At 31.6% G+C, this 22,696-nt stretch carries 16 protein-coding genes; 10 read left to right on the top strand and 6 right to left on the bottom strand.

The genetic code is table 11. The features are described 5' to 3' along the window. Position 1: 1 nt before the first annotated feature. Positions 2–346: an L-rhamnose mutarotase gene (locus Q4548_RS00505; RefSeq protein ID WP_303450127.1), complete on the top strand. Its 345-nt coding sequence runs from the start codon at positions 2–4 to the stop codon at positions 344–346. Between the two features lie 66 nt (positions 347–412). On the opposite strand, the gene Q4548_RS00500 is transcribed toward Q4548_RS00505, so the two are convergent. The 5 genes from Q4548_RS00500 to Q4548_RS00480 all read right to left on the bottom strand — a co-directional run bounded on the left by Q4548_RS00500 (position 413) and on the right by Q4548_RS00480 (position 6,805). Further along, positions 413–1,561 (bottom strand): alpha-hydroxy acid oxidase, encoded by a 1,149-nt coding sequence (locus tag Q4548_RS00500; protein ID WP_303450125.1) that lies wholly within the window; start codon positions 1,559–1,561, stop codon positions 413–415. 248 nt (positions 1,562–1,809) lie between these two features. After that, entirely contained in the window at positions 1,810–2,673 is an 864-nt protein-coding gene (locus Q4548_RS00495) for an AraC family transcriptional regulator (protein ID WP_303450122.1), read from the bottom strand. A 115-nt stretch (positions 2,674–2,788) separates the two neighbouring features. Next, a complete protein-coding gene (gene fucP / locus Q4548_RS00490) occupies positions 2,789–4,090 on the bottom strand; it encodes an L-fucose:H+ symporter permease (RefSeq protein WP_303450120.1) in 1,302 nt (433 codons plus the stop codon). Between the two features lie 111 nt (positions 4,091–4,201). Beyond that, positions 4,202–5,641: an aldehyde dehydrogenase gene (gene aldA, locus Q4548_RS00485; RefSeq protein ID WP_303450117.1), complete on the bottom strand. Its 1,440-nt coding sequence runs from the start codon at positions 5,639–5,641 to the stop codon at positions 4,202–4,204. Between the two features lie 261 nt (positions 5,642–5,902). Beyond that, complete coding sequence (locus tag Q4548_RS00480) at positions 5,903–6,805, bottom strand: helix-turn-helix domain-containing protein (protein ID WP_303450114.1); 903 nt, start codon at positions 6,803–6,805, stop codon at positions 5,903–5,905. A gap of 107 nt (positions 6,806–6,912) precedes the next feature. Between Q4548_RS00480 and rhaD the strand changes: the two genes are divergently transcribed. The 9 genes from rhaD (at position 6,913) to Q4548_RS00435 (ending at position 20,645) form a co-directional block, all read left to right on the top strand. Then, positions 6,913–7,707, top strand: a complete 795-nt coding sequence (gene rhaD, locus Q4548_RS00475; protein WP_303450111.1) for a rhamnulose-1-phosphate aldolase — start codon at positions 6,913–6,915, stop codon at positions 7,705–7,707. A 19-nt stretch (positions 7,708–7,726) separates the two neighbouring features. Beyond that, positions 7,727–9,514 (top strand): L-fucose isomerase, encoded by a 1,788-nt coding sequence (locus Q4548_RS00470; RefSeq protein ID WP_303450109.1) that lies wholly within the window; start codon positions 7,727–7,729, stop codon positions 9,512–9,514. A 62-nt stretch (positions 9,515–9,576) separates the two neighbouring features. Continuing rightward, a complete protein-coding gene (locus Q4548_RS00465) occupies positions 9,577–10,887 on the top strand; it encodes an FGGY family carbohydrate kinase (protein WP_303450107.1) in 1,311 nt (436 codons plus the stop codon). Between the two features lie 584 nt (positions 10,888–11,471). Further along, positions 11,472–15,614, top strand: a complete 4,143-nt coding sequence (locus Q4548_RS00460) for a two-component regulator propeller domain-containing protein (RefSeq protein WP_303450104.1) — start codon at positions 11,472–11,474, stop codon at positions 15,612–15,614. 56 nt (positions 15,615–15,670) lie between these two features. Then, positions 15,671–15,892, top strand: a complete 222-nt coding sequence (locus tag Q4548_RS00455; protein ID WP_303450102.1) for a hypothetical protein — start codon at positions 15,671–15,673, stop codon at positions 15,890–15,892. Positions 15,893–16,036: 144 nt separating this feature from the next. Continuing rightward, on the top strand, positions 16,037–16,264 hold the full coding sequence (locus tag Q4548_RS00450; protein WP_303450100.1) for a T9SS type A sorting domain-containing protein: 228 nt from the start codon (positions 16,037–16,039) through the stop codon (positions 16,262–16,264). A 234-nt stretch (positions 16,265–16,498) separates the two neighbouring features. Beyond that, complete coding sequence (locus Q4548_RS00445; RefSeq protein WP_303450098.1) at positions 16,499–17,854, top strand: T9SS type A sorting domain-containing protein; 1,356 nt, start codon at positions 16,499–16,501, stop codon at positions 17,852–17,854. 419 nt (positions 17,855–18,273) lie between these two features. Beyond that, positions 18,274–18,621, top strand: a complete 348-nt coding sequence (locus Q4548_RS00440) for a hypothetical protein (RefSeq protein ID WP_303450096.1) — start codon at positions 18,274–18,276, stop codon at positions 18,619–18,621. A 113-nt stretch (positions 18,622–18,734) separates the two neighbouring features. Beyond that, entirely contained in the window at positions 18,735–20,645 is a 1,911-nt protein-coding gene (locus Q4548_RS00435) for a sulfatase (protein ID WP_303450094.1), read from the top strand. Positions 20,646–21,158: 513 nt separating this feature from the next. Here Q4548_RS00435 and Q4548_RS00430 read toward each other — a convergent pair. After that, entirely contained in the window at positions 21,159–22,688 is a 1,530-nt protein-coding gene (locus Q4548_RS00430) for a sulfatase-like hydrolase/transferase (RefSeq protein ID WP_303450092.1), read from the bottom strand. Between the last annotated feature and the right edge of the window lie 8 nt (positions 22,689–22,696).

The raw sequence follows: 22,696 nt of genomic DNA, 5'->3' as shown, positions 1-22,696 counted from the left end.
GATGCGTATAAAAAGATATTGTTTGACTTGTGATTTGAAAGATGATGACAAGTTAATAGCAGAATATAAAGAATATCATGCAGCAGGAAATGCTTGGCCGGAAATTACGGCAAGTATTAAAGATGCTGGAATTGTAGACATGCAAATCTATTTGTCTGGAAACAGAATGTTTATGATTATGGAATGTGATGAAACTTTTGATCCGAATAAAAAAGCAGAAATGGATGCTAACAATCCTAAAGTGCAAGAATGGGAACAATTGATGTGGAAATACCAACAAGGTTTGCCTTGGGCTAAGAACGGAGAAAAGTGGATTGAAATGGAAAAAGTATTTCAATTAGTATAAAATAAGAAAAAGGCCAAACACAATATTGTGTTTGGCCTTTTTAACTAGGGTAGGGGTATGTATCAATTATTTAATTAAATGTGGTTTGAAAGAACCTGTTTCTTGGCAACAAATTTGCTCCATAACCTGTAACAACTCTCTTTTCATTAAAGAGATTGTATGGTCTCCTCCTTCATTACCTAAAGCTCCAACTCCGTACATAAAGCTTCTTCCCATAAAAGTAAATTCAGCTCCACTAGCCATTGCTCTTGCAATATCTGGACCTCCACGTAAACCTGAGTCTACCATGATTTTTATTTGATCTCCAAATTTTTGAGCCAAATTTGTCATGGGTACAATAGAAGATTGACCTGCATCTAACTGACGACCTCCGTGATTAGAAACAATAATACCATCAACACCTAAGTCTATGGATTTCTGAGCATCTTCTTCGCTAACAACTCCTTTGATAACTAATTTACCTTTCCACTGATCTCTAATTGAAGCAATTCTGTCTTCGTTTAATCTACCTGAAAAAGTGATGTCCATAAATTCTCCTAGTTTCTTTAAATTTAATCCTTTAGGCATATATTTTTCTAAAGTTTTAAAACTAGGTTGTCCATGTATCAAAGTCTGCAAAGCCCAATCAGGTTTTTTCATTACTTCAATAATGTTTTTCACACTCATGCTTGGAGGCATTGCTAGTCCATTACGTACGTCACGTGGTCTATATCCAAAAGTTGGAACATCTGCCAAAATAACCAATACATCTGTACCCGCAGCAGCAGCTCTGTCTAATAAGTCACGTTTCATAGCTTCTTCTGCAGGATGATACAATTGAAACCATGATTTACCTTCTGTAATTTCAGCAATACGCTCTATACTAGAAGTGGTAACGGTACTTAATATAAATGGAACATTATGTTTCTTTGCAGATTTAGCCAATATTTCTGGTGAATTTGGCCACATCAATCCCTGTAATCCTACAGGAGAAATTCCGAAAGGAGCATCATATGTATGTCCGAATAATTCTGTTTTCATTTCTGACTTTTCAAACTTAGACAAGTATTGAGGCATCAATTCTATTTTCTGAATATCTGTTCTGTTTTTATCTAAATTGATGTCTTCATTACATCCTCCATCTAAATACTCAAAAGCAAACTTTGGCATTTTTACCATCGCTCTTTTTCGTAAATCATCTACTGATGGATATTTTGGATTAATTGTTAATTCCATATTTTATTTAGTTTAAAAAATATAATTTTGTAGTTTTTGATTAAGTTGTCCATTTATAATGCATAACTATTTGCTCCAAATTTACAATGAATAGAAGTGGTAATCTTCTTAATATTTAATAATTTGTGATACTATTTTTGCTTTAATCCTTGATTTTACTTAGAATAATAGCAATTATTGCATTTGTTGTTAAATTTAAGATAAGGTGTAATTGGTTTAAAATCAGTTATTAAGTTTGGTTTTAATTCTTAATGGTTATTTGTGTGTTTGTTTGAGTACGTTGAGGGGGAACAATTCATGATAAGTTTAAATTGTCTGTTAAAGTTTGATATATTATTAAACCCTGATTTGTAACAGATGGAAGATATGTTATGTTTGTTTTCTAAAAGTAATTTACAAGCATATCCAATACGAACTTCAGCCAAATATCTTGAAAACGTTTTGCGATTTGTTCGTTTAAAATAACGACTAAATGCTGTAGGATTCATATGTGCTAATTCAGCAACTTCTGTTAACGTAATTACTCTGTTGAAGTTTTTAAATATATAAGTCAACACTTTGTCTTGTGTCTGATTTTGTGTTGTTTTAAAAGAATTGATAAAGCCTTCATTAGTCAGCGACTTTGTTTGTTTGCTCCTAGCTAATTTATTTAGTATGTTTAGAAAGGAAATTGTTTTTTCGTATCCTTCTAGCTTTAACATAGATTTTATTTCTTTAATTGTTTTTTTAGGTACTTCTAAAAACTTTAAACCAAAACGAGCTTTTTTAAAAAGAGCTAAAATATGTTCCATTTCAGGAGTTTCAAAAAAAGTTGTTCCAAGGTAATCTTCTTTGAAATGTATTGCTATGGCGGATTGATTGACTCCTGCTTTAAAAAAATCATCTTCATTTAACCACATGTGTGGTAGGTTTTTACCCAGTAGAACAATGTCCCCAGACTCAAATTTTTCTATATTATCACCCACAAAACAGGTTCCTTCATTTTTTAAAATAACGACAAGTTCTAGCTCAGGATGGTAGTGCCATATTTTTAAGAAATATGGATAATCGTTCACTTTGGTTGTAAAAGATCTATTGTTAAGGTTGCCTCTGTCTAATAAATGAAGTTTCATAATTCGGTATTAGAGTTTAAGATTTTAGGAACTAAAAATACTATATATAAATATAGGCTAATAATTCATGAAAGAACTATTAGCCTATAAGGTAATATAATATCAGATGTATTTCTTAATTGCTATGAATCTTTAAAGTTCTATAACCATAAAAAGCAATAAAACAGAAACAAATAAAAGGTAAAAAGAAAGATATGTTTACAGAAGCAAATGATCCGATAGTTCCCATGTCAATAATCATCCCTTGTAAAATAGGCATTAAAGCTCCACCTACAATAGCCATTACCAATCCGGCAGCACCAAGTGCTGAATCTTCTGCAGAAAGACCGTTTAAGGCAATACCATATATGGTAGGAAACATTAAAGACATAAAAGCAGACGTTGCTACTAAGGAATACAATCCTAAGGTTCCTTCTATAAAAATAACTCCTAGCATAGTAATCATAGCACCAATTGCAAAAATGGTCAATAATTTTTTAGAGTTGATGTATTTCATTAAGAAAGTAGAAACAAATCTACTACCTAAAAAGATAGACATTGCAATAATGTTATAGTTTTGTGCCGTAGATTTAGAGATACCTAAGTTGTCAGCATATTGAATAATAAATGTCCAACACATAATTTGTGCAGCAACATAAAACAATTGAGCAAGTACTCCTTCTCTATATTTTCCGTTTTTGAAAAGTCTTTTGAATGAATCTGCAGCAGGTCCGTATTTAGTAGTAATATCTCTTTTTGGCATTTTAGAAACAAGAATTACAATAAACATAAGGATTACAACCCCACCAAGTATTACGTATGGGTTTCTAATAATTCCTAAATCGTGTGTTCTAATTACTACTTTTTGAACCTCATCTAGTTTTGTGAAAATCAATTCACCCATTTCGTTTCTTTTGTCAGAATCTAATGCGGTTAAAATAAATTTAGAAGCGACAAACATTCCAAATAAAGACCCGATAGGGTTGAAAGCTTGAGCAAGGTTTAAACGTTGTGTAGCTGTACGTTCATCACCCATAGATAATATATATGGATTTGCTGTTGTTTCTAAAAAAGCCAATCCAAATGTTAAAATGTATAGTGATAATAAAAAGAATCCAAACATTTCAAATTGTGCAGCAGGATAAAACAATAATGCACCAATAGCGTACAAAGCTAAACCTAAAAGAATTCCTTTCTTATAGCTATAATTTCTAACAAACAAAGCTGCAGGAATAGCCATAGTAGCATAACCGCCATAAAAGGCTAATTGTACCAATGCAGCTTTTGCTGTAGATATTTCCATAACGGTTGCAAAGGCAGCTACCATAGGATTGGTAATATCATTCGCAAAACCCCATAAAGCGAATAATGAAGTAATTAATATAAAAGGAAATAAAACCTCTTTAGAAACTACAGGTATTTTTTGTTGGCTGTTCATAGTAAAGAATAGTTAATAGATGAATGCACTTATGTGCTATTATTGAATTTTTAAAAAAAACACTATAGCTTTTGTAAACTATAGTGTTTTTATTTAAATAGTTACTTTAAATTATCTGTATTGAGAGTATACAACTTTTGTTTGTAAGTATTCTTCCATACCGTGTTTACCATCAGCTCCACCGATACCAGATTTTTTCCAACCAGCGTGGAATCCTTGAATTGCTTCAAAGTGTTGTCTGTTTACGTAAGTTTCACCAAACTCTAACTCCATAGATGCATGCATAATTTTGTTATAGTTTTCAGAGAAAATAGAAGATGTTAAACCGTATTCACAGTCGTTTGCCATTGCAATAGCTTCGTCCAAAGTAGAGAATGTCATTACAGGTAAAACAGGTCCAAAAATTTCATCTCTTGCAATTTGCATATTGTTATTAACGTTAGTTAATAATGTTGGTTGGAAATAGTATCCTTTATCTTTAGATCCATCTTTACCACCACCTACAATTACTTCGGCACCTTCTTTCTTAGCGAACTCTACCATTTCTGCAATTTTGTCTAATTGCATTTTAGATACTTGAGCACTCATGTCTGGGTTGTTTTCAGAAAAAGCGTCTTCTACTTTTACAGCAGACATTTTTTCTTTCAACATATCTAAGAATTGGTCATGGATAGACTCTTCTACATATAATCTTTCTGCACAGTTACAAATTTGTCCACTAAAATTAATTCTAGAGTTTACAACAGCAGTAGCTGCTAATTCTAAATCAGCATCAGCACATACAATTGCAGGAGCTTTACCACCTAATTCTAAAGACACCTTAGTAATATTTAGAGCAGCAGCTTCCATAACTTTTTGTCCAGCAAATACAGAACCAGTTAAACTAACGATTCCTGTTTTTGAATTACTACTTAAAGAGTTACCAACAGTTGCACCATGTCCACATACGTAGTTAATTACACCTGCAGGTAAATTAATTTTCTCAATTAATTTAAAGAATTCTAAAACAGTATTTGGAGCAATACAACTTGGTTTAATTACACTTGTGTTTCCTGTAACCAAAGCCGGAGCCATTTTTCTTGCCATTACAAAGAATGGGAAGTTCCAAGGTAAAATACCAACAGCAACTCCAATAGGCATTTTGTGTAAGAATAAGTGTTCTTTTTGATTATCACTTTGGATAATTTCTCCTTCAATTCTTCTTGCCCATGCAGCGCTATAGTCAAAGTACTCTGCAGTAACATCAATTTCAACTTGTGCTAAACTCATTACTTTTGCTTGTTCAGTAGCTAAAGTTTCTGCTAAAAACACTCTGTTGTCACGGATAATATCCGCCATCTGGTTTAAGTATTTAGCTCTTTCAATTGCAGCTAGCTTTCTCCAGTCTTTTTGTGCGTGAAATGCAGCATCAACAGCAGCTTGAGCATCTGCAATAGAACCTCCAGGAATGATAGATATAACTTCTTCAGTACAAGGGTTTAATACTTCTGTAACGTCAGAAGAAGTTGAGTTTACAAACTTACCATTAATGTATTGCTTAAATTCTTTCATAATGTTGTTAAATTGTTATAGTTGTTATAGTGTTCTTAAGACTAAATTGTTTAATTTTTAATAAAGGAAAGACAAAATTAAATATTGTTTAAAAATGACTTCAATTTAAAAATTATAGTTGAGTTTCAAAATTATATAACCAATGCTGTTTAGTGTTTATCTATAACAAACTACTTTATGTATAATTTAAACATTTGTTTTTTGTGTTGTTGATTAAGAAAAGTTTACGGAATAGCTGTTTTAAGGTTAAGTTAGTTGGAACTATGATGTGTATTTTCCAGACTTATAACTGGCGGGTGTAATACCTGTGATGGTCTTAAAAACTCTAGAGAAATGATACCTGTCTGAGAAGCCCAGGTTGTGTGAGATGTCTTCTATAGTAGCGTTTGAGTGCTCAAATAATTCGCAAGCTTTTGCAATTTTTCTATTCTGAATAAAGTTGTGTAATGTAATGTCCATCTCTTCTTTAAAGAGTCTTGAGAAAGAATTTGGAGCCATGTTTACGAGGCCTGCAAGCTGAGTGTTGCTTAGTTTTTTATCAATATTAGCCTCAATATATCTATGTACAAATAATACACGATCGTCAATGTTAATGGTTTTCCAGAGCTCTGGTCCTATGTTAGAAATAGCTTCTCTTACAAATGATTGTAATTTTAAATTAAAGGTGAGTTTAAAGTTTTGGTTTTCAATAGTTAGTCTTTCTGTTAAGTAGTTTAGTTTGTCTTTTAAATAATCGGTCAATTCAATTTTAAAAATTCCAGGAAAAACATTGTCAAAAGGAGTTCCTAAATTAAAATGTGTGAAAAAGTGAATTAGAGAACGTTTTTCATAATAATCAATATTGTGTCTTTCGGATAGATTTTTTCCAGCCACATGTATTCCAGAACTGTATTTGTGATTCTTTGAAAATTGTGTAGAAAAGGAAGTAAAGGGAGATATAATGTATAGATAGTTAGGGTCTATTTCATACGTTTTTTTCTGAAAGGTTAATTGTCCTCCGGTATTCTTGTTCCAGTACAGTCTCCAAAAGGGAAAAATCATATCGTGACAATCCCACAAATCCAAGTACCAGTAACGGCAGCAAAGCAGCTTTAATTTAACATCTATAAAATTTTGTTTGTTAGCAGATGGATCTCCTAATTCTGTGTTTTGGACAAATTTCATATTGGCAATGTTTGAATTATACACAAATATACAGGTTTTAAATATCTATAAATCTAACCTATCGTTCTAATTTTACAAAATAAATAACAATTTAGAAAAAATATATCATGAGCAATATTAAACTTCCATTAGAAGTACAAGCAGAGTTGAAAAAAGTATCTAAAGTAGCAGGATATTTATGGCAAAGAGAATGGGCGGAAAGAAACGCAGGAAATATCTCAATGAACTTAACATCTTTTTTTGATAAAGAAGAGGTTAAAGGAATTGGAGAAGAAGTTCCTTTTGATTTTCCTAAAGGATGTGCAGGTTTTGTAATTTACATTACAGGAACTGGATGTTATTTAAGAGATTTAGTAGATATGATAGAAGAGGTGTCATGTATTCTTTATATTAATGAAGAAGCAAGTGCTTATTCGGTTATATGGGGTGGAAAAAGACCGAATTTTGGACCTACGTGTGAATTAATTTCTCATGCAAGTATCCATTTATTTAATTCTATAAACAATCCTGAAAACTTAGCGGTTGTACATACACACCCAATTGAATTGATCTGTATGAGTCACCATGAGTTGTTTGATAACGAAGAAGAATTAAACAGACAATTGTGGATGATGTGTCCTGAGGTAAGAGTATTTGTACCTAAAGGAGTTCATTGTACACCATATGCATTGTCTAGTACTGCTGCATTGGCTGAGGTTACTATGGAGGCTTTTAAAACAAGAAATGTTTCTTTATGGGAAAAGCACGGGGCAACTGCAACTGCACCAGATGTAGAGAAAGCATGGGACTTTTTAGATGTGTCAAACAAAGGAGCTAAATTATTGTTAACATGTTGGGCAGCAGGATTTAAACCAGCAGGATTGTCTAACGAGCAGTTGACAGAATTAGAGCAGTTTATATAAATAAAAAAGCATTATAATCATGAGTAGATTAATTGGGAGACTACCAAAGGTAGGAATTCGTCCGGTGATTGATGGACGTGAATTAGGAGTTAGAGAGTCTTTAGAAGTTCAAACAATGGACATGGCTAAAGCTGCAGCAAAACTAATTGAAGAAACATTGCGTTTTCCTAGTGGAGAAAAAGTAGAGTGCGTAATTGCAGATACAACTATTGGAGGTGTTGCAGATGCAGCAGCTTGTGCAGATAAATTTAAAAGAGAAGGAGTAGAGGTTTCATTAACAGTAACTCCATGTTGGTGTTATGGAACAGAGGTTATGGATACAGATCCGTTAACTCCTAAAGCAGTTTGGGGATTCAATGGAACAGAAAGACCAGGGGCTGTATATTTAGCAGCTGCATTGGCAGGTTATTCTCAAAGAGGGTTGCCAGCTTTTGGAATCTATGGTAAAGAAGTTCAAGACGGTGGTGATCAAACTATTCCTCAAGATGTTTCTGAAAAAATCTTACGATTTGTAAAAGGAGCGTTAGCTGTAGCTCAAATGAACGGTAAATCTTATTTATCTATAGGTTATAGTTCTATGGGTATTGCAGGATCTATGGTTGATGTTAACTTTTTACAAGATTACTTAGGAGTTAGAGCAGAGTTTGTAGAGTCTGTAGAGCTTTTAAGACGTATGGATGAAGGTATTTACGATCACGATGAATTTGAAAAAGCTTTAGCTTGGACAAAAGAAAACTGTAAAGAAGGAAAAGATTACAACACTCCAGAAACACAAAAATCAGCAGAAGTAAAAGATGCTGAGTGGGAAAAAGTTGTAAAAATGACTTTGATCTGTAAAGATTTAATGAACGGAAACCCTAAGTTAAAAGAAATGGGATTCGGTGAAGAGTCTAAAGGTAGAAATGCAATTATGGGAGGTTTCCAAGGGCAACGTCAGTGGACAGATTATCAACCAAATGCAGATTATACGGAGTCTATCTTAAACTCTTCTTTTGACTGGAACGGAATTCGTCAAGCATATACTTTCGCTACAGAAAATGACTGTTTAAATGCAATTTCTATGTTGTTTGGACACTTGTTAACCAACAAAGCTCAACTGTTCTCTGATGTACGTACATACTGGAGTCCTGAGTCTGTAGAAAGAGTTACAGGTAAAAAATTAACAGGAATTGCTGAGAATGGAATTATTCACTTAATCAATTCTGGTTCTACAACTTTAGATGCAACAGCAGAACAAACAGATGCTGAAGGAAATCCTACAATGAAACCATTCTGGGAGATTACTGAAGAGGAAGTTCAAAAATGTTTAGACAATACAAAATGGCCTGCAGCTATTGGTGAATACTTTAGAGGTGGAGGTTTCTCTTCTCAATTTAAAACCAAAGGATCTATGCCTATTACTATGTGTAGATTGAACCTAGTAAAAGGATTAGGACCTGTTTTACAAATAGTAGAAGGATGGAGTGTTGAGTTGCCAGATGATGTTCACGAAATTTTAAATGAAAGAACCAACCCAACTTGGCCAACTACATGGTTTGTACCAAGACTTACAGGAACTGGTTGTTTTAAAGATGTTTATACGGTAATGGCTAAGTGGGGAGCAAATCACGGAGCAATTTCTCACGGACACATTGGTGCTGATTTAATTTCTTTAGCAGCTATGTTACGTATTCCAGTAAACATGCATAATGTTAGTGAAGATGACGTGTTTAGACCTAGTGCATGGTCTGCATTTGGAGAAGCAATAGAAGGGGCTGATTATAGAGCTTGTAAAAATTATGGTCCGTTATACGGATTTAAAGAATAACTAAAAAGGTGTTTGGTCCTTTTAAACAAGGATCAAACACCTTTTTTTAATTTTGAATTGTGATGGTGAACGTAATAGCTGTAATCGATATAGGGAAAACAAATAAAAAAATACTCTTGTTCAATGAAGAGTTTGATATAGTATACAGAAATGCAACTAGATTTGACGAAGTATCTGACGAAGATGGTTACCCTTGTGATGATATTGAATCTATAGAAAATTGGATTCAAAATGAAATAAAAAAAATACAAGAAGAGGGTGAATTCACGATCAAAGCGATCAATTTCTCAACTCACGGAGCTAGTCTTATCTATTTAGATAAGGATGGGCAAAGAATTACGCCTTTATACAATTATTTAAAGCCATTAAACTTAGAAGAGTATAATGAACTTTATGAGGTTTATGGAGGTAAAGAAGAGTTTTCTAGAAAAACGGCATCTCCTGCTTACGGAATGTTAAATGCTGGACTTCAGATACTAAGATTGCAAAAAGAAAAACCAGAGTTTTGGGATAGGGTAGATGCTGTTTTACATTATCCACAGTATTTAAGTTACCTTTTTACCAAAAAAATAACTGCGGATTTTACATCTATTGGAGCACATACGGCAATTTGGGATTTTGACACCATGCAGTATCACCGATGGATTCAGGATAAAGACATAAAACTTCCTCAACCAAGTAATGGTAAGGATGCAATAGTGTCAACTATTAACGGTCAAAAAATAGCTGTAGGTTCAGGTTTGCATGATAGTTCTTCGTCTATTATTCCTGTATTACAAAATAGTAATGACAAAGAATTTGTATTGTTATCTACAGGAACTTGGATTATTGCTATGAATCCTTATAGCCATGAAAAATTAACACAACACCAGTTAACCAATAACTGTTTGTGTTTTATGACACCAGAAAAGCAACAGGTAAAATCATCTATGCAATTTTTAGGTCGTATTCATGAAGTATATTTAGAACCATTAGCTACCTATTTTGATGTGCATATTGATACACATTTAGAGTTAGAATTAGATAAATCTTATTGTGAAGAGTTAATTGCTACAGGTAAAAGAGTGTATTTAGCAGAAGGAATTGATACTGATTTTGAGGCTAATCCAAGTCTTTTATCTCAGTTTTCGTCTTATAAGGAAGCTTATTATCAATTAACATATGAAATAAGTAAAAAGGTTGTTGCGGGTATTGATTTGATTTTAGATCAGAACAATGCTTTAAAAGAAATTTATGTTTCTGGAGGGTTTAATAGAAATGAAATGTTTATTGAGTTCATTGCCCAAATGAAACAAGGAGTAGAGGTTAAAATACCAAACTGTAAAAATGAAAGTGCACTAGGGGCTGCTTTGTTAATGAAAGACTATTTATAGATAATCTCCTAAGGAGATTTATAAGTTATCATAGCGTATTATTAAAAGCTATTGAAATTCCTTCTGGTCTAAGAAAATTAGATGCTAAAGAAGGTGATTTTGAGGAAATGTTTAAAAAGCACCATCTGATGTTGGTATGGTAACTCTAGAGAAGTAACATTAGAATGTATTGCTATTTACAAATTAGCTATGTAATCTTTTTAAGAGTAGATTTATAAATTTTAGTAAGAACACAAGAAGAACAACCTTTTAGCTAAGTCTAACAACCTAGCAAAAAGGTTGTTTGTGGCAATTAGAAACAAAGTACAAAAATCAATAGTAGAGAATTTATTAATAGAAAAATAATCTAAAAAACTTTGTTCAAATGATAACTGTAAATTTTACAAGCACTAACAAATAATGCTCTTTTTTTATGTAAACAAAGAGATGTTTGAGAAATTAGAATAATTTGTTGATGAATATTGAAAATATTAAATAAAATCTTCAAAAAACATATTAAAGATAAAATATAGAAGTTATTTTTGTTGAACTTATATAAAGTTACATTTAAATATGTAATCTTCACCTTTATAACGTTATAATAAATGCTTAAGAATACAAACTCCTATAAAATCATACTTATTATTCAGTTAAGTATGATTTTGTTTTTTAATATATATACTTCTTATGCCCAAAGAATAGAAAAGTTTTCTAATCTAGAAGGGTTCAATCAGAATACGGTAAATACAATAGAACAGGATGCTTATGGCTTTTTATGGATTGGTACAGCAAACGGATTGATCAAATATGATGGGTATGATTTTGAAAATGTAAGGATCGATTTTAACACACATATAACTAAGTTGTATAATGATAAAAACAACCAGTTGTGGATAGGTACCCAAGAAGGTGTTGTGGTAAACGTTCTTTCTCTAGATAAAAAATACAAGCTTCCTTTAGATGGCAACTTAAAAATAAGTGATATTGTTTCTGATGAAAAAGGGAATGTTTGGATTACTGGAGAAAATAAATTATACGTGTGCAAGTTGGTTGATAAATACAAAGGAACCTTTGAATTGTCAGATAATTTATTAGAAAAATATCCTGAAATTCTAAATATTAATAGTTTTGTTTTTAGTGAAAATTCGATTGTTTTAGGGACCCAAAAAGGTTTGGTGAATTTAAGTATAGAAAACAGCAACCAACTAGCAGAAATAAAAATACGTAATGTTTATTTCTATAAAAATTCTCAGAGACATATTTCATCAATCAAGTTGATTGGTAATGTGTTGTGGGTTGGAAGCTCACTAGGCTTGTTTAAAATGAGCCTTGATGAAAAAGAACTCTATGTTTTAAAAGATTTTAGTAAAGATTCTTTTGCTATTGAAAACAAGTATCCGTTATTCATTAATTACATATACGAAGATAAAAATGGTAATGTTTGGATAGGAACTAGAGGGAACGGATTGTGGTGTTATGAGTTTGATACGGAGGAGTTTAAGTCTTTTGAGTACAGCGTAGATAATAAAAAGGGAATTAGTAGCCAGATTGTCAACAATATTTATGAAGATAAGTATGGAGTTTTGTGGATTGGGACAGGACAAGGAGGGTTGAATAAGTTGAATGTATCACAAAAACCTTTTTATTCCTATCAGAGTAACCCCTATATAAAACATACTCTTTCTGGAAATTTAACAACATCAATTTTAGAAGATAGTAGAGGTTATTTGTGGGTAGCAACTTATAATAATTCTATTTGTAGAAGTAGAAAAACAATTACAGACTCAACATTAGAAAATATAGAGTTTGAAAGTTTAAAAGCGAAGTTGCCAATAACATCTAAAGAAGTTGTTAGGTCTATTTATGAAGATGAAAAAGGATATATTTGGTTAGGAACAGATCGTTCTATTCTGTTTTACAACCCTAAAACGGACACATTTCAAAAAATACAGTTAAAAAACAACAACAATATTTTGACGCTAGGTATTTGTTTTGGAATTTACCAAATTAACAAGGACACTATGGTGTTTGGTGGAAATGATTTTACGTTGGTGACCAATCCTTGGCAGAAAATTTTAAAAGAAAAACAACAAGTTTTAGAGGTTGAAAGTTTTTTAAAACTCGGAAACAACAGAGCGTATAAAGTTTTGTTAGACAGTAAGAAAAAATTATGGTTAGGAACAGATAAAGGATTGTTGCAATTAAGTTATGATAACAATGAACTGGCCATAAAAAAAAGTTACATAGGACATATGCCTTCTGGAATAAATCACAATAAGGTTTTTACTTTAAAAGAAGATGCTCAAGGCAATTTGTGGGAAGGTACCTTTGGGAATGGTTTGAATAAAATGAAAATTGATGAGAATGATGAGATTGTAGAGAGCAAATCGTATAATAAAAACAACTTGCTAAAAGACAATGCTATTTATGGAATTTTACAAGATGATGAACATAATTTATGGATAAGTACTGATACTGGAATTTGTAAATTTAATATTGATACCGAAGAACTCAATTTTTTTGATGTTAGAGATGGTTTGACAAATAATAACTTTAGACAATCGTCTTATTTTAAAGGCAAGTCAGGTTATTTTTATTTTGGAGGTTTGAATGGCTTAACTGTTTTTAACCCCAAAAAGATCAAACTAAACACAAAACAACCTAGGGTAGTAATTACGGGGTTAAAAGTAAAAAATAAAAAAGTAGCAATTAATGCGGATAAATCAAATCCATCTAATTCAATTCTTTCAAAATCAATATCTGAAACAAAAGAAATTCGTATTCATGAAAATGATCAGATTATTGCCTTAGATGTTTTTGTAGATCATAGTGCTATACCAACTAAAAATAAATTAGCATATAAATTGGTTGGCTTTAACAATGATTGGATTGAAGAAAATACAGGTAAAACAACCATAACCTATACAAACTTATCTCCAGGAAGTTATGAGCTTAAAATAAAAGGAGCTAATAATGATGGTGTCTGGAGTGAAAAAGCAACAAGTTTAAAGATAGATGTTTTGCCTTCTTGGTACAAAACATGGTGGAGTTTCTTGCTTTTTGGAATTATTGTTTTGGTTTCTATTTATGGAGTATTTACGTATTTTATTAGATTAGAAAAGCTAAAACAAAATTTAAAATACGAGCAATTAGATAAAGAAAGAATGGATATGGTAAATCAAAACAAGTTTCGTTTTTTTACCAATATTTCTCATGAGTTTAGAACTCCACTTTCTCTTATATCAGGTCCGTTAGATAGAGTTATAGAACAAAATAACGATCCTAATAATGCCAAATATTTAGCAATTATTCAAAAGAATACAAAGAGGTTGTTAAGTTTGGTAGATCAGTTAATAACGTTTAGACAAGCAGAACAAGGGTATGTTAACCTGAATCTTACCCAAACTACATTGAGTGAATTTATCTACTCTATTACAGAAGCTTTTGAAGATTATGCAATAGAAAAAAACATCAATTTCTTCTACAAAGTAAATTCTCCTAACGAAGAAATTATAATTGATATAGAAAAAACAGAACGTATTTTATTTAATTTACTTTCTAATTCTTTTAAAAATACAGATGTAAAAGGAAGTATCAGTATTGAAACTTTTATCAATAATATAGGTGATGAAAAAATAATTCATATAGATGTTGTTGATACAGGAAAAGGAATTCCTAAAGAAAAAATAAACAATATTTTTGAACGCTTTTATCAGTTAGGGAAAAAAGGAGACAATATTAGTGGAGGTGGTATTGGGTTGGCTTTTTGTAAATCATTGATAGAATTGCTAGGAGGTAAGATTTCAGCTAAAAGCAAACCGGGAATAGAAACACGTTTTTCAGTAGTATTGCCTTCAAAAAAGTTAAATGACTACAATGTAGATGAAGTAACTAAAGAAGGAAGGTCTTTTATCAAAGATTGGGTGCCTTTAATAAAACCAAAAACAGAGTCAATTTCTAGTAATGAAATTGAGAATACATCTGAAAAGTACAATGTTCTAATTGTAGAGGACGAAGAAGATATTCAACATTTTTTATTAGAATCTTTATCCGTAAAATACAACATTATACTTGCTAGTAATGGTGTTGAAGGGTTGAAAAAGGTGAAAGAAAAAGAACCTCATTTAATCATTAGTGATGTAATGATGCACGAAATGGATGGTTTTCAGTTTTGTGAAAAAATTAAAAAAGATTCTGATACGTGTCACATTCCGTTAGTTTTGTTAACAGCTTTGGGAGAGGTTGAAGATACCATCTCAGGATTAGAACTAGGGGCAGATGAGTATATAAAAAAACCTTTTTCTTTAAAAGAACTTGAATTAAGGATTGATAAATTAATCAAAAACAATCTTAAAAAAATAGATCATTTTTCTAAAAATAGTTCTATCCCAGATGAAAAAATAATTGAACTACCTATAAGAGACAAAGAGTTTTTAGACGATGTTATTAAGGCTATGGAAGAAAATTTATCTGATTCTAATTTTGGAGTAGAGGAATTGGCTGGTAAAATAGGTTTGAGTACTTCTCAATTCTATCGTAGGTTGAAACAATTAACGGGGCAAGTTCCTAATGTGTATTTACGAAACTTTAGGTTGCAACGAGCAGCAGAATTGTTAAAGGGGAATAACGGATATAACGTTGCAGAAGTAATGTATCAAATAGGAATTGAGTCTAACTCATATTTTTCTACTTCCTTCAAAAAACTATATGGTGTATCTCCTTCTGTTTATTTAAAAAATAATTCTTAAAACAATTTTCTTTAAATCTAAAAAGCACAGCTATACTATAGCTGTGCTTTTTTGTTGTGATTAGTAATGTAAATTTTGATGCTGCAGACGAAGGTGTGTGGAAAGAATATACTTTTATTTTTAGTGTTGTTTCAGGAGATGCTTCAGAAAATTTTAATGCAAAGTATGATGATATCCAATTTTTCTTTAATCAAGGAACTCAAGCAAATCCAACAGCTACTTATTATTTTGATGGATTCTCTAGAAATGTAAGTATGGAAGATCTTGAAGTGGGTTAGCTTATTGCAGGGAATTCATGATATTACAATCAGACAATATCAGGTTTTTTAACAGTGAATAATTAAGCTTTAGGAGTTTTTTCTACATCTTAAACCAATCCTAATATTTGTATTAGTTCAATAGTAAGTGTTGGTCAAAAATGGGTGGAATACACGTTAGATTTTTCTGAAGCAACTCAACAAGAATTAACTTATGATATTTTAGTTCGTAGTTTTCTGTCTCCAAATCCAGTACAAGAGGTATTGAATATAAATTTAGACACTAAATCTATAAAAGTTTACAATATACTTGGGCAGTTGGTAGGAAGTTATAAAGAGAATAAAAATATTGATGTTTCAGTTTTAACTAAAGGAATATATATTACAGGCTGATTTAAATAACAATGAAACAGAAGTTTTTCGTTTTGTGAAAAAGTAAAATCACTTAAATATTATTCTCAAAACAGTTTTTTGAGTAAAGATAATGATAAAAGACAAATAGCTTTATTACGGAAATTTATAAACGGCGTGAAGCAGAAAAAAGCAAAGTATTGACCGATTTAAGCAACTTTAAACAACTATTGTCCTTTAATTTTGCTATATTATTAATCTAAAAATATTTAAATTATGAAAAAAAGATTACTTACTTTAACATTAGCCCTTACATCATTGTTTGGATTTTCACAAAGCACTTATCATGCTGCTGATGAATGTGTGTTTTTTGTAGAAGACACAAACAACGGGGTAACAACAGTTAATTCTGTCGCAAACCCAGCTCCAGATGTAAACAATATGAATACAAACGTAACGAGTATTGAAGCAAGTTCAGCAGGTAAAACAGTTACATTTATATTGCCAGAAGCTCTTTTTCCTGGTGATACTTTTAAAATGAAATATTACACAGCAAATGATGGAGCTAATGGTGTTGGATCAGGAAGATTACGTGTTCGATTATTTAATGACGTTTTAGGAAACGGATCAGATGCTAGAAATCAAGTAGTAGCAATAAACAATACAGGAGGTTCATGGCAAATAATTGATGAAGTAGTTGCAGAAAACAGTGCTACTGCAAGTATTACAGATGCTGGTGGGTATAACAGAATGTTAATTATACATTCATTACAAGCAGCTGTAGTTGAGCCTATGTATATTGATGCTTTTGAAGGGTCACGAGTAAATACATCTTTACCTGCAGTTCTTGCTGATGATACAGCTGATTTAGATTCAGGAAATCAATGGTTGTACAATAATAGTCCTGATGCTTTTAATGGAACTGCAAGCGATTTTATTGCTTCTACAGTAGAAGAAGCTCAAGCTACACCAACAACTAATGGTAATAGCAGCCCTACTGTTTTAAAAATAACAAGAGGTGATGACAGATCATCAACAGGAGCTAAAATAACAGGTAACTATTCTTTTGACTATACAACTGGTAATTTAAAATTTAGAATTTATCCAGAATGTAATCCAGATGTAGCAGATCCTAATGTGCAAATTCGTGTTAGAGCTAACAGTTCAGGTGATGGTCAAATTGTAACTTCAAGAACTGATCTTGTATACAATACATGGAATGAAGTTAGTATAGATTTATCAGCAGAAACTCCAACAGATTCAGGGGTTCCTAATAATTTATACGATGAAATTGTATTTCTAGTAAATCAAGGTGATAGTAGTGAGGCTTCAAATGGTGCCGTTTTTTATATAGATGCGGTACAGACTCCAGCAGCTGAAACTTTATCTACAGATGATCTTACTACTCAAGAGACAACAATTACAGCATACCCTAACCCTGTAACCAATACTTTTCAATTAAATGCTAATACAGCTATTGAAAACGTAAAAATATATAATATTACAGGTCGTTTATTAAAAACATTTGATGCAAAAGATAATTATGATATTAGTGATTTAGCAACAGGAATTTATCTTGTAAATGTTAAGACACCATCAAGCTCTAAAACGTTAAAGATTGTAAAAAAATAAATATTTTTTTATAGGCAACGTTATAATCTTAATAACTGATAATCAAAAGGCAGCAATTTTAAATTGCTGCCTTTTGACTTTTGTGAATAGTGTTATATTCTAATCTCTAAGGGTATTATGATTGGTTTAGGTAAACAACCTTTATTCAATATTTTTAATTAGATTACTGTTATTGATGTTTTTTAATTAGAACTCCCAGCAATCATATTATTAGATAAACTCTTTAATAGCAAATGAACATATGAAAACACATGATTGTTTAATTCTATATCCAAAGCTGGTAAAAGAGGTTTTAAAAATAAAAATTGCAATAAATTGACCAAATGCTAGAATAAAGCAAAGATTCAAACGATTACCGACAATGAATAACACTAAAACGTTGTTATTTCGTAACTCAATAATAATTTAAAAACAGAAAAATGAAAAAAATTTTATTAACAGTCGTATTAGGGTTATTAATTAGTGTATCTACTATGGCACAGTCTAAAAATGAAAAACGTGCTATAAAAATAACAAATAACAAAATTGAACTAATAGAAAAAAGCATTGAACTATCCGAGTCTGAAAAAGAAACATTTATTGAATTTAATAAAGCCTATATAAGTAAGCATTTAGATTTAAGAGCCTTAAAAAAAAGTGATCCTGCTAAATACAAAACCGAAGTAAAAGCAAACAAGAATAATTTAATAAAAAAATTAAATGATGCTTTTGGTAAAGAGAGAGCAACTGAAATAATGAATGCTGGTAAAAAGAAGAAAAATAAATAAATTACCATATTGAAGTAATCGAAATGTTATAAAATGCATTAACATTAATTTGTTAATGCATTTTTTTACTAATAACCATACATACTATTATGTGTGAAATAAATTTGAACTTAATGCATTTAAAAAAACATCTATTATTAATTATTGTATCTAGTATTTCTTTTATTGCAAATGCTCAAAAAACATCTAGCTACAAAGATTTAAAAGGAAATAGACCTGAACCAAACATTGTACTTTTACTTACGGACGATTTAGGTTGGCAAGATGTAAAAGTCTATGATATAGATGAACCGTCTCCATATGAAACCCCAAATATTGATGCCTTTGCAAAAAAAGGGGTTCAGTTTTGGCAAGCCTATTCACCTGCACCTACCTGTGCACCAAGTAGATGTGCCATTATGAGTGGAACACACCCAGCCAGAGCTCAAAAAACACATGTTGTAGGTGGTGCCCCTCCTACGGTTTATGCTAGCAAAGACATACAGCGTGTTATGGATCCTTGGTATAGTGGACGTATGCCAGAAAATGAAATGACATTGGCTAGAGTGCTGCAACAAAAAGGATATACGACAGGTCATACCGGAAAATGGCACATGGCTATAGATCACTTTGCCTACCCACAACCTACAGATCAAGGTTTTGATGTTTCAACTGCAAATCGTGGAGTAACAATTCCACAAAAGCCAAATAGGCTTACAGATTTTGCAACAAATAAAAAGTCAGATCCTTATCGATTGGATGAAAATGGATTTCCTTTTCATCAAAACAGTCAAGATGCATTAACATTTATAAAAGAAAACAAACAAGATCCATTTTTCTTGTATTTTGCTACATTTTTAGTACACGCACCTATACACACACGTAGTAAAGCACTTTTAGAAAAATATTGTAAAAAGTTAGGAGTGGCTTTTCCAACAGACCCTAATCATTGGGATTTAGAAGGTCAAAACAATCCTTATTACTGTGCTATGGTAGAAATGATGGATTATTATGTTGGACAAATTTTTAATTATTTAGAAACAACTGACGATCCACGTTGGCCAGGACATACATTAAGCGAAAACACCTATATAATATTTACTTCAGACAATGGAGGAATGGAAGGGCATCCAGGAGAAGTATTTACTGACAACTATCCTTTAGACAAAGGTAAAATTAATGCCAAAGAAGGAGGAACCAGAGTCCCTTTAATTATTGCAGGACCTGGAATTAAAAAAGGAATACAGTCTGATGTTGTAGTAAATGGCCTTGACTTTTATCCTACTATTTTATCTTTATTAGATGTTGACAAACCAAGTGGAAAACTTTTAGATGGTGATGATTTATCGACCTTACTACTAAAAGATCCTACAAACCCAAAATTGGTAACAAATAAAAGTGGAAATAAAAGAACTACTATGATGTGGCATTTCCCTCACTCTTCTTACCAAAGTACTTTACGTGTTGGTGACTATAAATTCATCAGAAATTACGATTACAAAAACAATCCAAGAACTACTGAGTTTGAACTTTATAGATTGTATGATTCTACTCAAGGAACAATGAATCGGTTGGATATAGAAGAAGCTAATAACCTAGCGACTATAGATCCTAAAAGAACAGCTGAAATGAATGCTCAACTTACAGCTATGTTGACAGAAATGAATGCTAGCTACCCTTCATACAACCCAAACTACAAAGGTAACATAGAACATAAAGAAACCGTTCCAACGGTGATTTCTGAGACAAAGAAAAAGAAGAAGGTTACTTTTATGTATAGAGAAAATGGAGCAAAGGTTGTGAAAGCCAATTTAATTTACACTACAAACGGAGGAAATAAATATGAAGAATGGTTTAAAACAGATGCTAAAATACATGCAGATGCTACCGTAACGGCTATTTTGCCAAAAGGAACAACGCATTATATCATCAACTTAATTGATGAAAACAACTTTTTGGTAAGTTACCCTGAAATGCCTGCTATAAGAGATCTTAGAAAAGAGAAAAAGAAATATTCAGGTTTTGCTTTATCAGCTATTCATTAGATAAAGTAAAACGAGTTTTCATTTTAGAAAAGAACAAAACAAGCAGGTGAATTATTTGCTATTAGTAAAAAATAAAATGGCCAAAAGCACTAACATTAATTTGTTAGTGCTTTTTTTTAAGGAATTCTAAAAGATGAAAAAAAATTATAGACTTTAGCCGTTTGGTTTGTTAACTAGTATAGCTTATTACAATCTAAACTAGAAGTATGTGCAGAAAATATTACAAAGAAGTAAGTTGAAAAAATAGAGCAAACAGTAAAGCTGAATGATGCTGAGAAAGAAAAATTTTTAACATATAGAAATTGTTAAAGATTAATGATCTTGTAGCGTTTAAGAAAAAAGAGCAGGAGGTAATGGGAGGTTTTATTTTAGATTAAAAGAAGCTTTAGCTGTATCACGTGCTATGGAAATAATAAAAGGAAGTAGCGTAAAATAACAATTGATTACTTCATAAAAAAATGCGTTAACAAATAAATGTTAACGCATTTTTTTATGAAGTAGGATTGGTGTTTTTTAATAAAGTTCTTCTACTAAGGTTGTACATCGGTCTCTATAATACTCTAATTCCTTTTTGTAAGCAGGGTTTGTAACTAAGTTATTTTGCTCTTTAGGGTCTTTTACAATGTCAAATAATTCTTCGTAAATAGGTGCTTCTTTTGTTTTGAAGGTTTGATGAGGTAGGTATTTTTTTCTGTCATTGGTTTTGCTAAAAGAACGAATATATTTGTATTGTTTGCTACGAACTCCTTCTTGTCTTGGATATCCTTGATCCGTAAATAAGTTTTCTAAAAAGATTTCATTTCTCCAATTGTATTTTTTGTTCTCAATTAAAGGAAGCAGACTTTTTCCTTGGTAGGTTTTAGGAATATCTATACCACACATTTGTAAAATAGTGGCAGGAATATCTTGACCAACAACCATTTCGCTAACTGTTTTACCTTTTGTTTTTTTGTCAAAATAAGGAGAGTAAACAATTAAAGGTACGTGTACAGACTCATCATACAAAATGGTTTTACCACCCAGGCCGTGTTCTCCTAGAAACAAGCCGTTATCAGAACAAAATATAATGATTGTGTTTTTATCCTCACCTATCTCTTTTAAATAAGTACGCAAGTTCCCAACCATAAGGTCAATAGCATATATTGCTCTATCCATTTTAAGCTTCTCGTTTAACAATTTGTTTTTGTTAGATGTTACGTAGTACTTCATCAAATCTTTAGTAGCGTAGACATTGTCTGGTAAACTAATGTCTTGTGGATATCCTGTTGGCAAATCAATTTTATTCTTTACATCATTGTAAAGAGTTTTGTAATACTCAGGGTCTGTAGTGCGTGATCCCATTCCTCCAATACTAGATGCATGAGGAAGGTTTAAATTAATCCATGTAGAAAAGGGTTTTTTAGGGTCTCTTTTTTTTAATTGATTTTGAATAGAGGGAAGGGCATTTTTGTAAAAATAATCATAGCTATTATCTTGTGTTAAATAAGCTTTAGTTGCCTCTAGCAGTCCTTCTATTTGTGTCTCGTTTTTTAAGTTAGAAAACTGTTTGTGCTTTTTTGCTGGATAAAATCCTAAGTGACCTTCTCCATAATAAGCAAAATCAGTATTCTCATTTAATGGAGTGTTTTTTCTGTCAGCAATTTTGGTGTGACTCTTTCCAATAAAAGCAGTAGAATACCCCGCTTTTTTTAATTGTGCTAACCAACTGTTTTGATAAGTTTCTTTAGAGATGATGTTTTTAGAAATGTAATTAAATCCAATTTTATTTTTACGTTCCCATTGTCCTGTAAAAATATTTGCTCTACTTGGTCCGCAGATAGGACTTGTAATATAGGCATTGTTAAAAAAGACACCTTCTTTTGCTAGTTGATCAATATGAGGAGTTTGGGTAATAGGGTCTCCTGTCATGCTCAAAGAGTTGAATCTTTGGTCGTCAGAAAAAATAAAAATCACATTGGGTTTTGTTTTTTGACCAAAAGATAATTGAACTGTTATCAGAATAATAGAACATGTCAATTTTAGAAAATTATTTATAAAATACATTTTGTTAT

The sequence above is a fragment of the Wenyingzhuangia sp. 2_MG-2023 genome (assembly GCF_030548295.1).
Classification (GTDB): Bacteria; Bacteroidota; Bacteroidia; order Flavobacteriales; family Flavobacteriaceae; genus Wenyingzhuangia.
The sequence above is the reverse complement of the archived record's forward strand: the minus strand, read 5'-3'. Positions and strand labels throughout refer to the sequence as shown.

Excerpts from the sequence above, each read along its gene's own strand:
- Q4548_RS00500 (WP_303450125.1), bottom strand. The coding sequence starts at position 1,561 with ATGGAATTAACAATTAATCCAAAATATCCATCAGTAGATGATTTACGA.
- Q4548_RS00460 (WP_303450104.1), top strand. The coding sequence starts at position 11,472 with ATGCTTAAGAATACAAACTCCTATAAAATCATACTTATTATTCAGTTA.
- Q4548_RS00470 (WP_303450109.1), top strand. The coding sequence starts at position 7,727 with ATGAGTAGATTAATTGGGAGACTACCAAAGGTAGGAATTCGTCCGGTG.
- Q4548_RS00445 (WP_303450098.1), top strand. The coding sequence starts at position 16,499 with ATGAAAAAAAGATTACTTACTTTAACATTAGCCCTTACATCATTGTTT.
- aldA (WP_303450117.1), bottom strand. The coding sequence starts at position 5,641 with ATGAAAGAATTTAAGCAATACATTAATGGTAAGTTTGTAAACTCAACT.
- Q4548_RS00495 (WP_303450122.1), bottom strand. The coding sequence starts at position 2,673 with ATGAAACTTCATTTATTAGACAGAGGCAACCTTAACAATAGATCTTTT.
- Q4548_RS00480 (WP_303450114.1), bottom strand. The coding sequence starts at position 6,805 with ATGAAATTTGTCCAAAACACAGAATTAGGAGATCCATCTGCTAACAAA.
- Q4548_RS00430 (WP_303450092.1), bottom strand. The coding sequence starts at position 22,688 with ATGTATTTTATAAATAATTTTCTAAAATTGACATGTTCTATTATTCTG.
- rhaD (WP_303450111.1), top strand. The coding sequence starts at position 6,913 with ATGAGCAATATTAAACTTCCATTAGAAGTACAAGCAGAGTTGAAAAAA.
- Q4548_RS00440 (WP_303450096.1), top strand. The coding sequence starts at position 18,274 with ATGAAAAAAATTTTATTAACAGTCGTATTAGGGTTATTAATTAGTGTA.
- Q4548_RS00505 (WP_303450127.1), top strand. The coding sequence starts at position 2 with ATGCGTATAAAAAGATATTGTTTGACTTGTGATTTGAAAGATGATGAC.
- Q4548_RS00435 (WP_303450094.1), top strand. The coding sequence starts at position 18,735 with ATGCATTTAAAAAAACATCTATTATTAATTATTGTATCTAGTATTTCT.
- fucP (WP_303450120.1), bottom strand. The coding sequence starts at position 4,090 with ATGAACAGCCAACAAAAAATACCTGTAGTTTCTAAAGAGGTTTTATTT.
- Q4548_RS00465 (WP_303450107.1), top strand. The coding sequence starts at position 9,577 with ATGGTGAACGTAATAGCTGTAATCGATATAGGGAAAACAAATAAAAAA.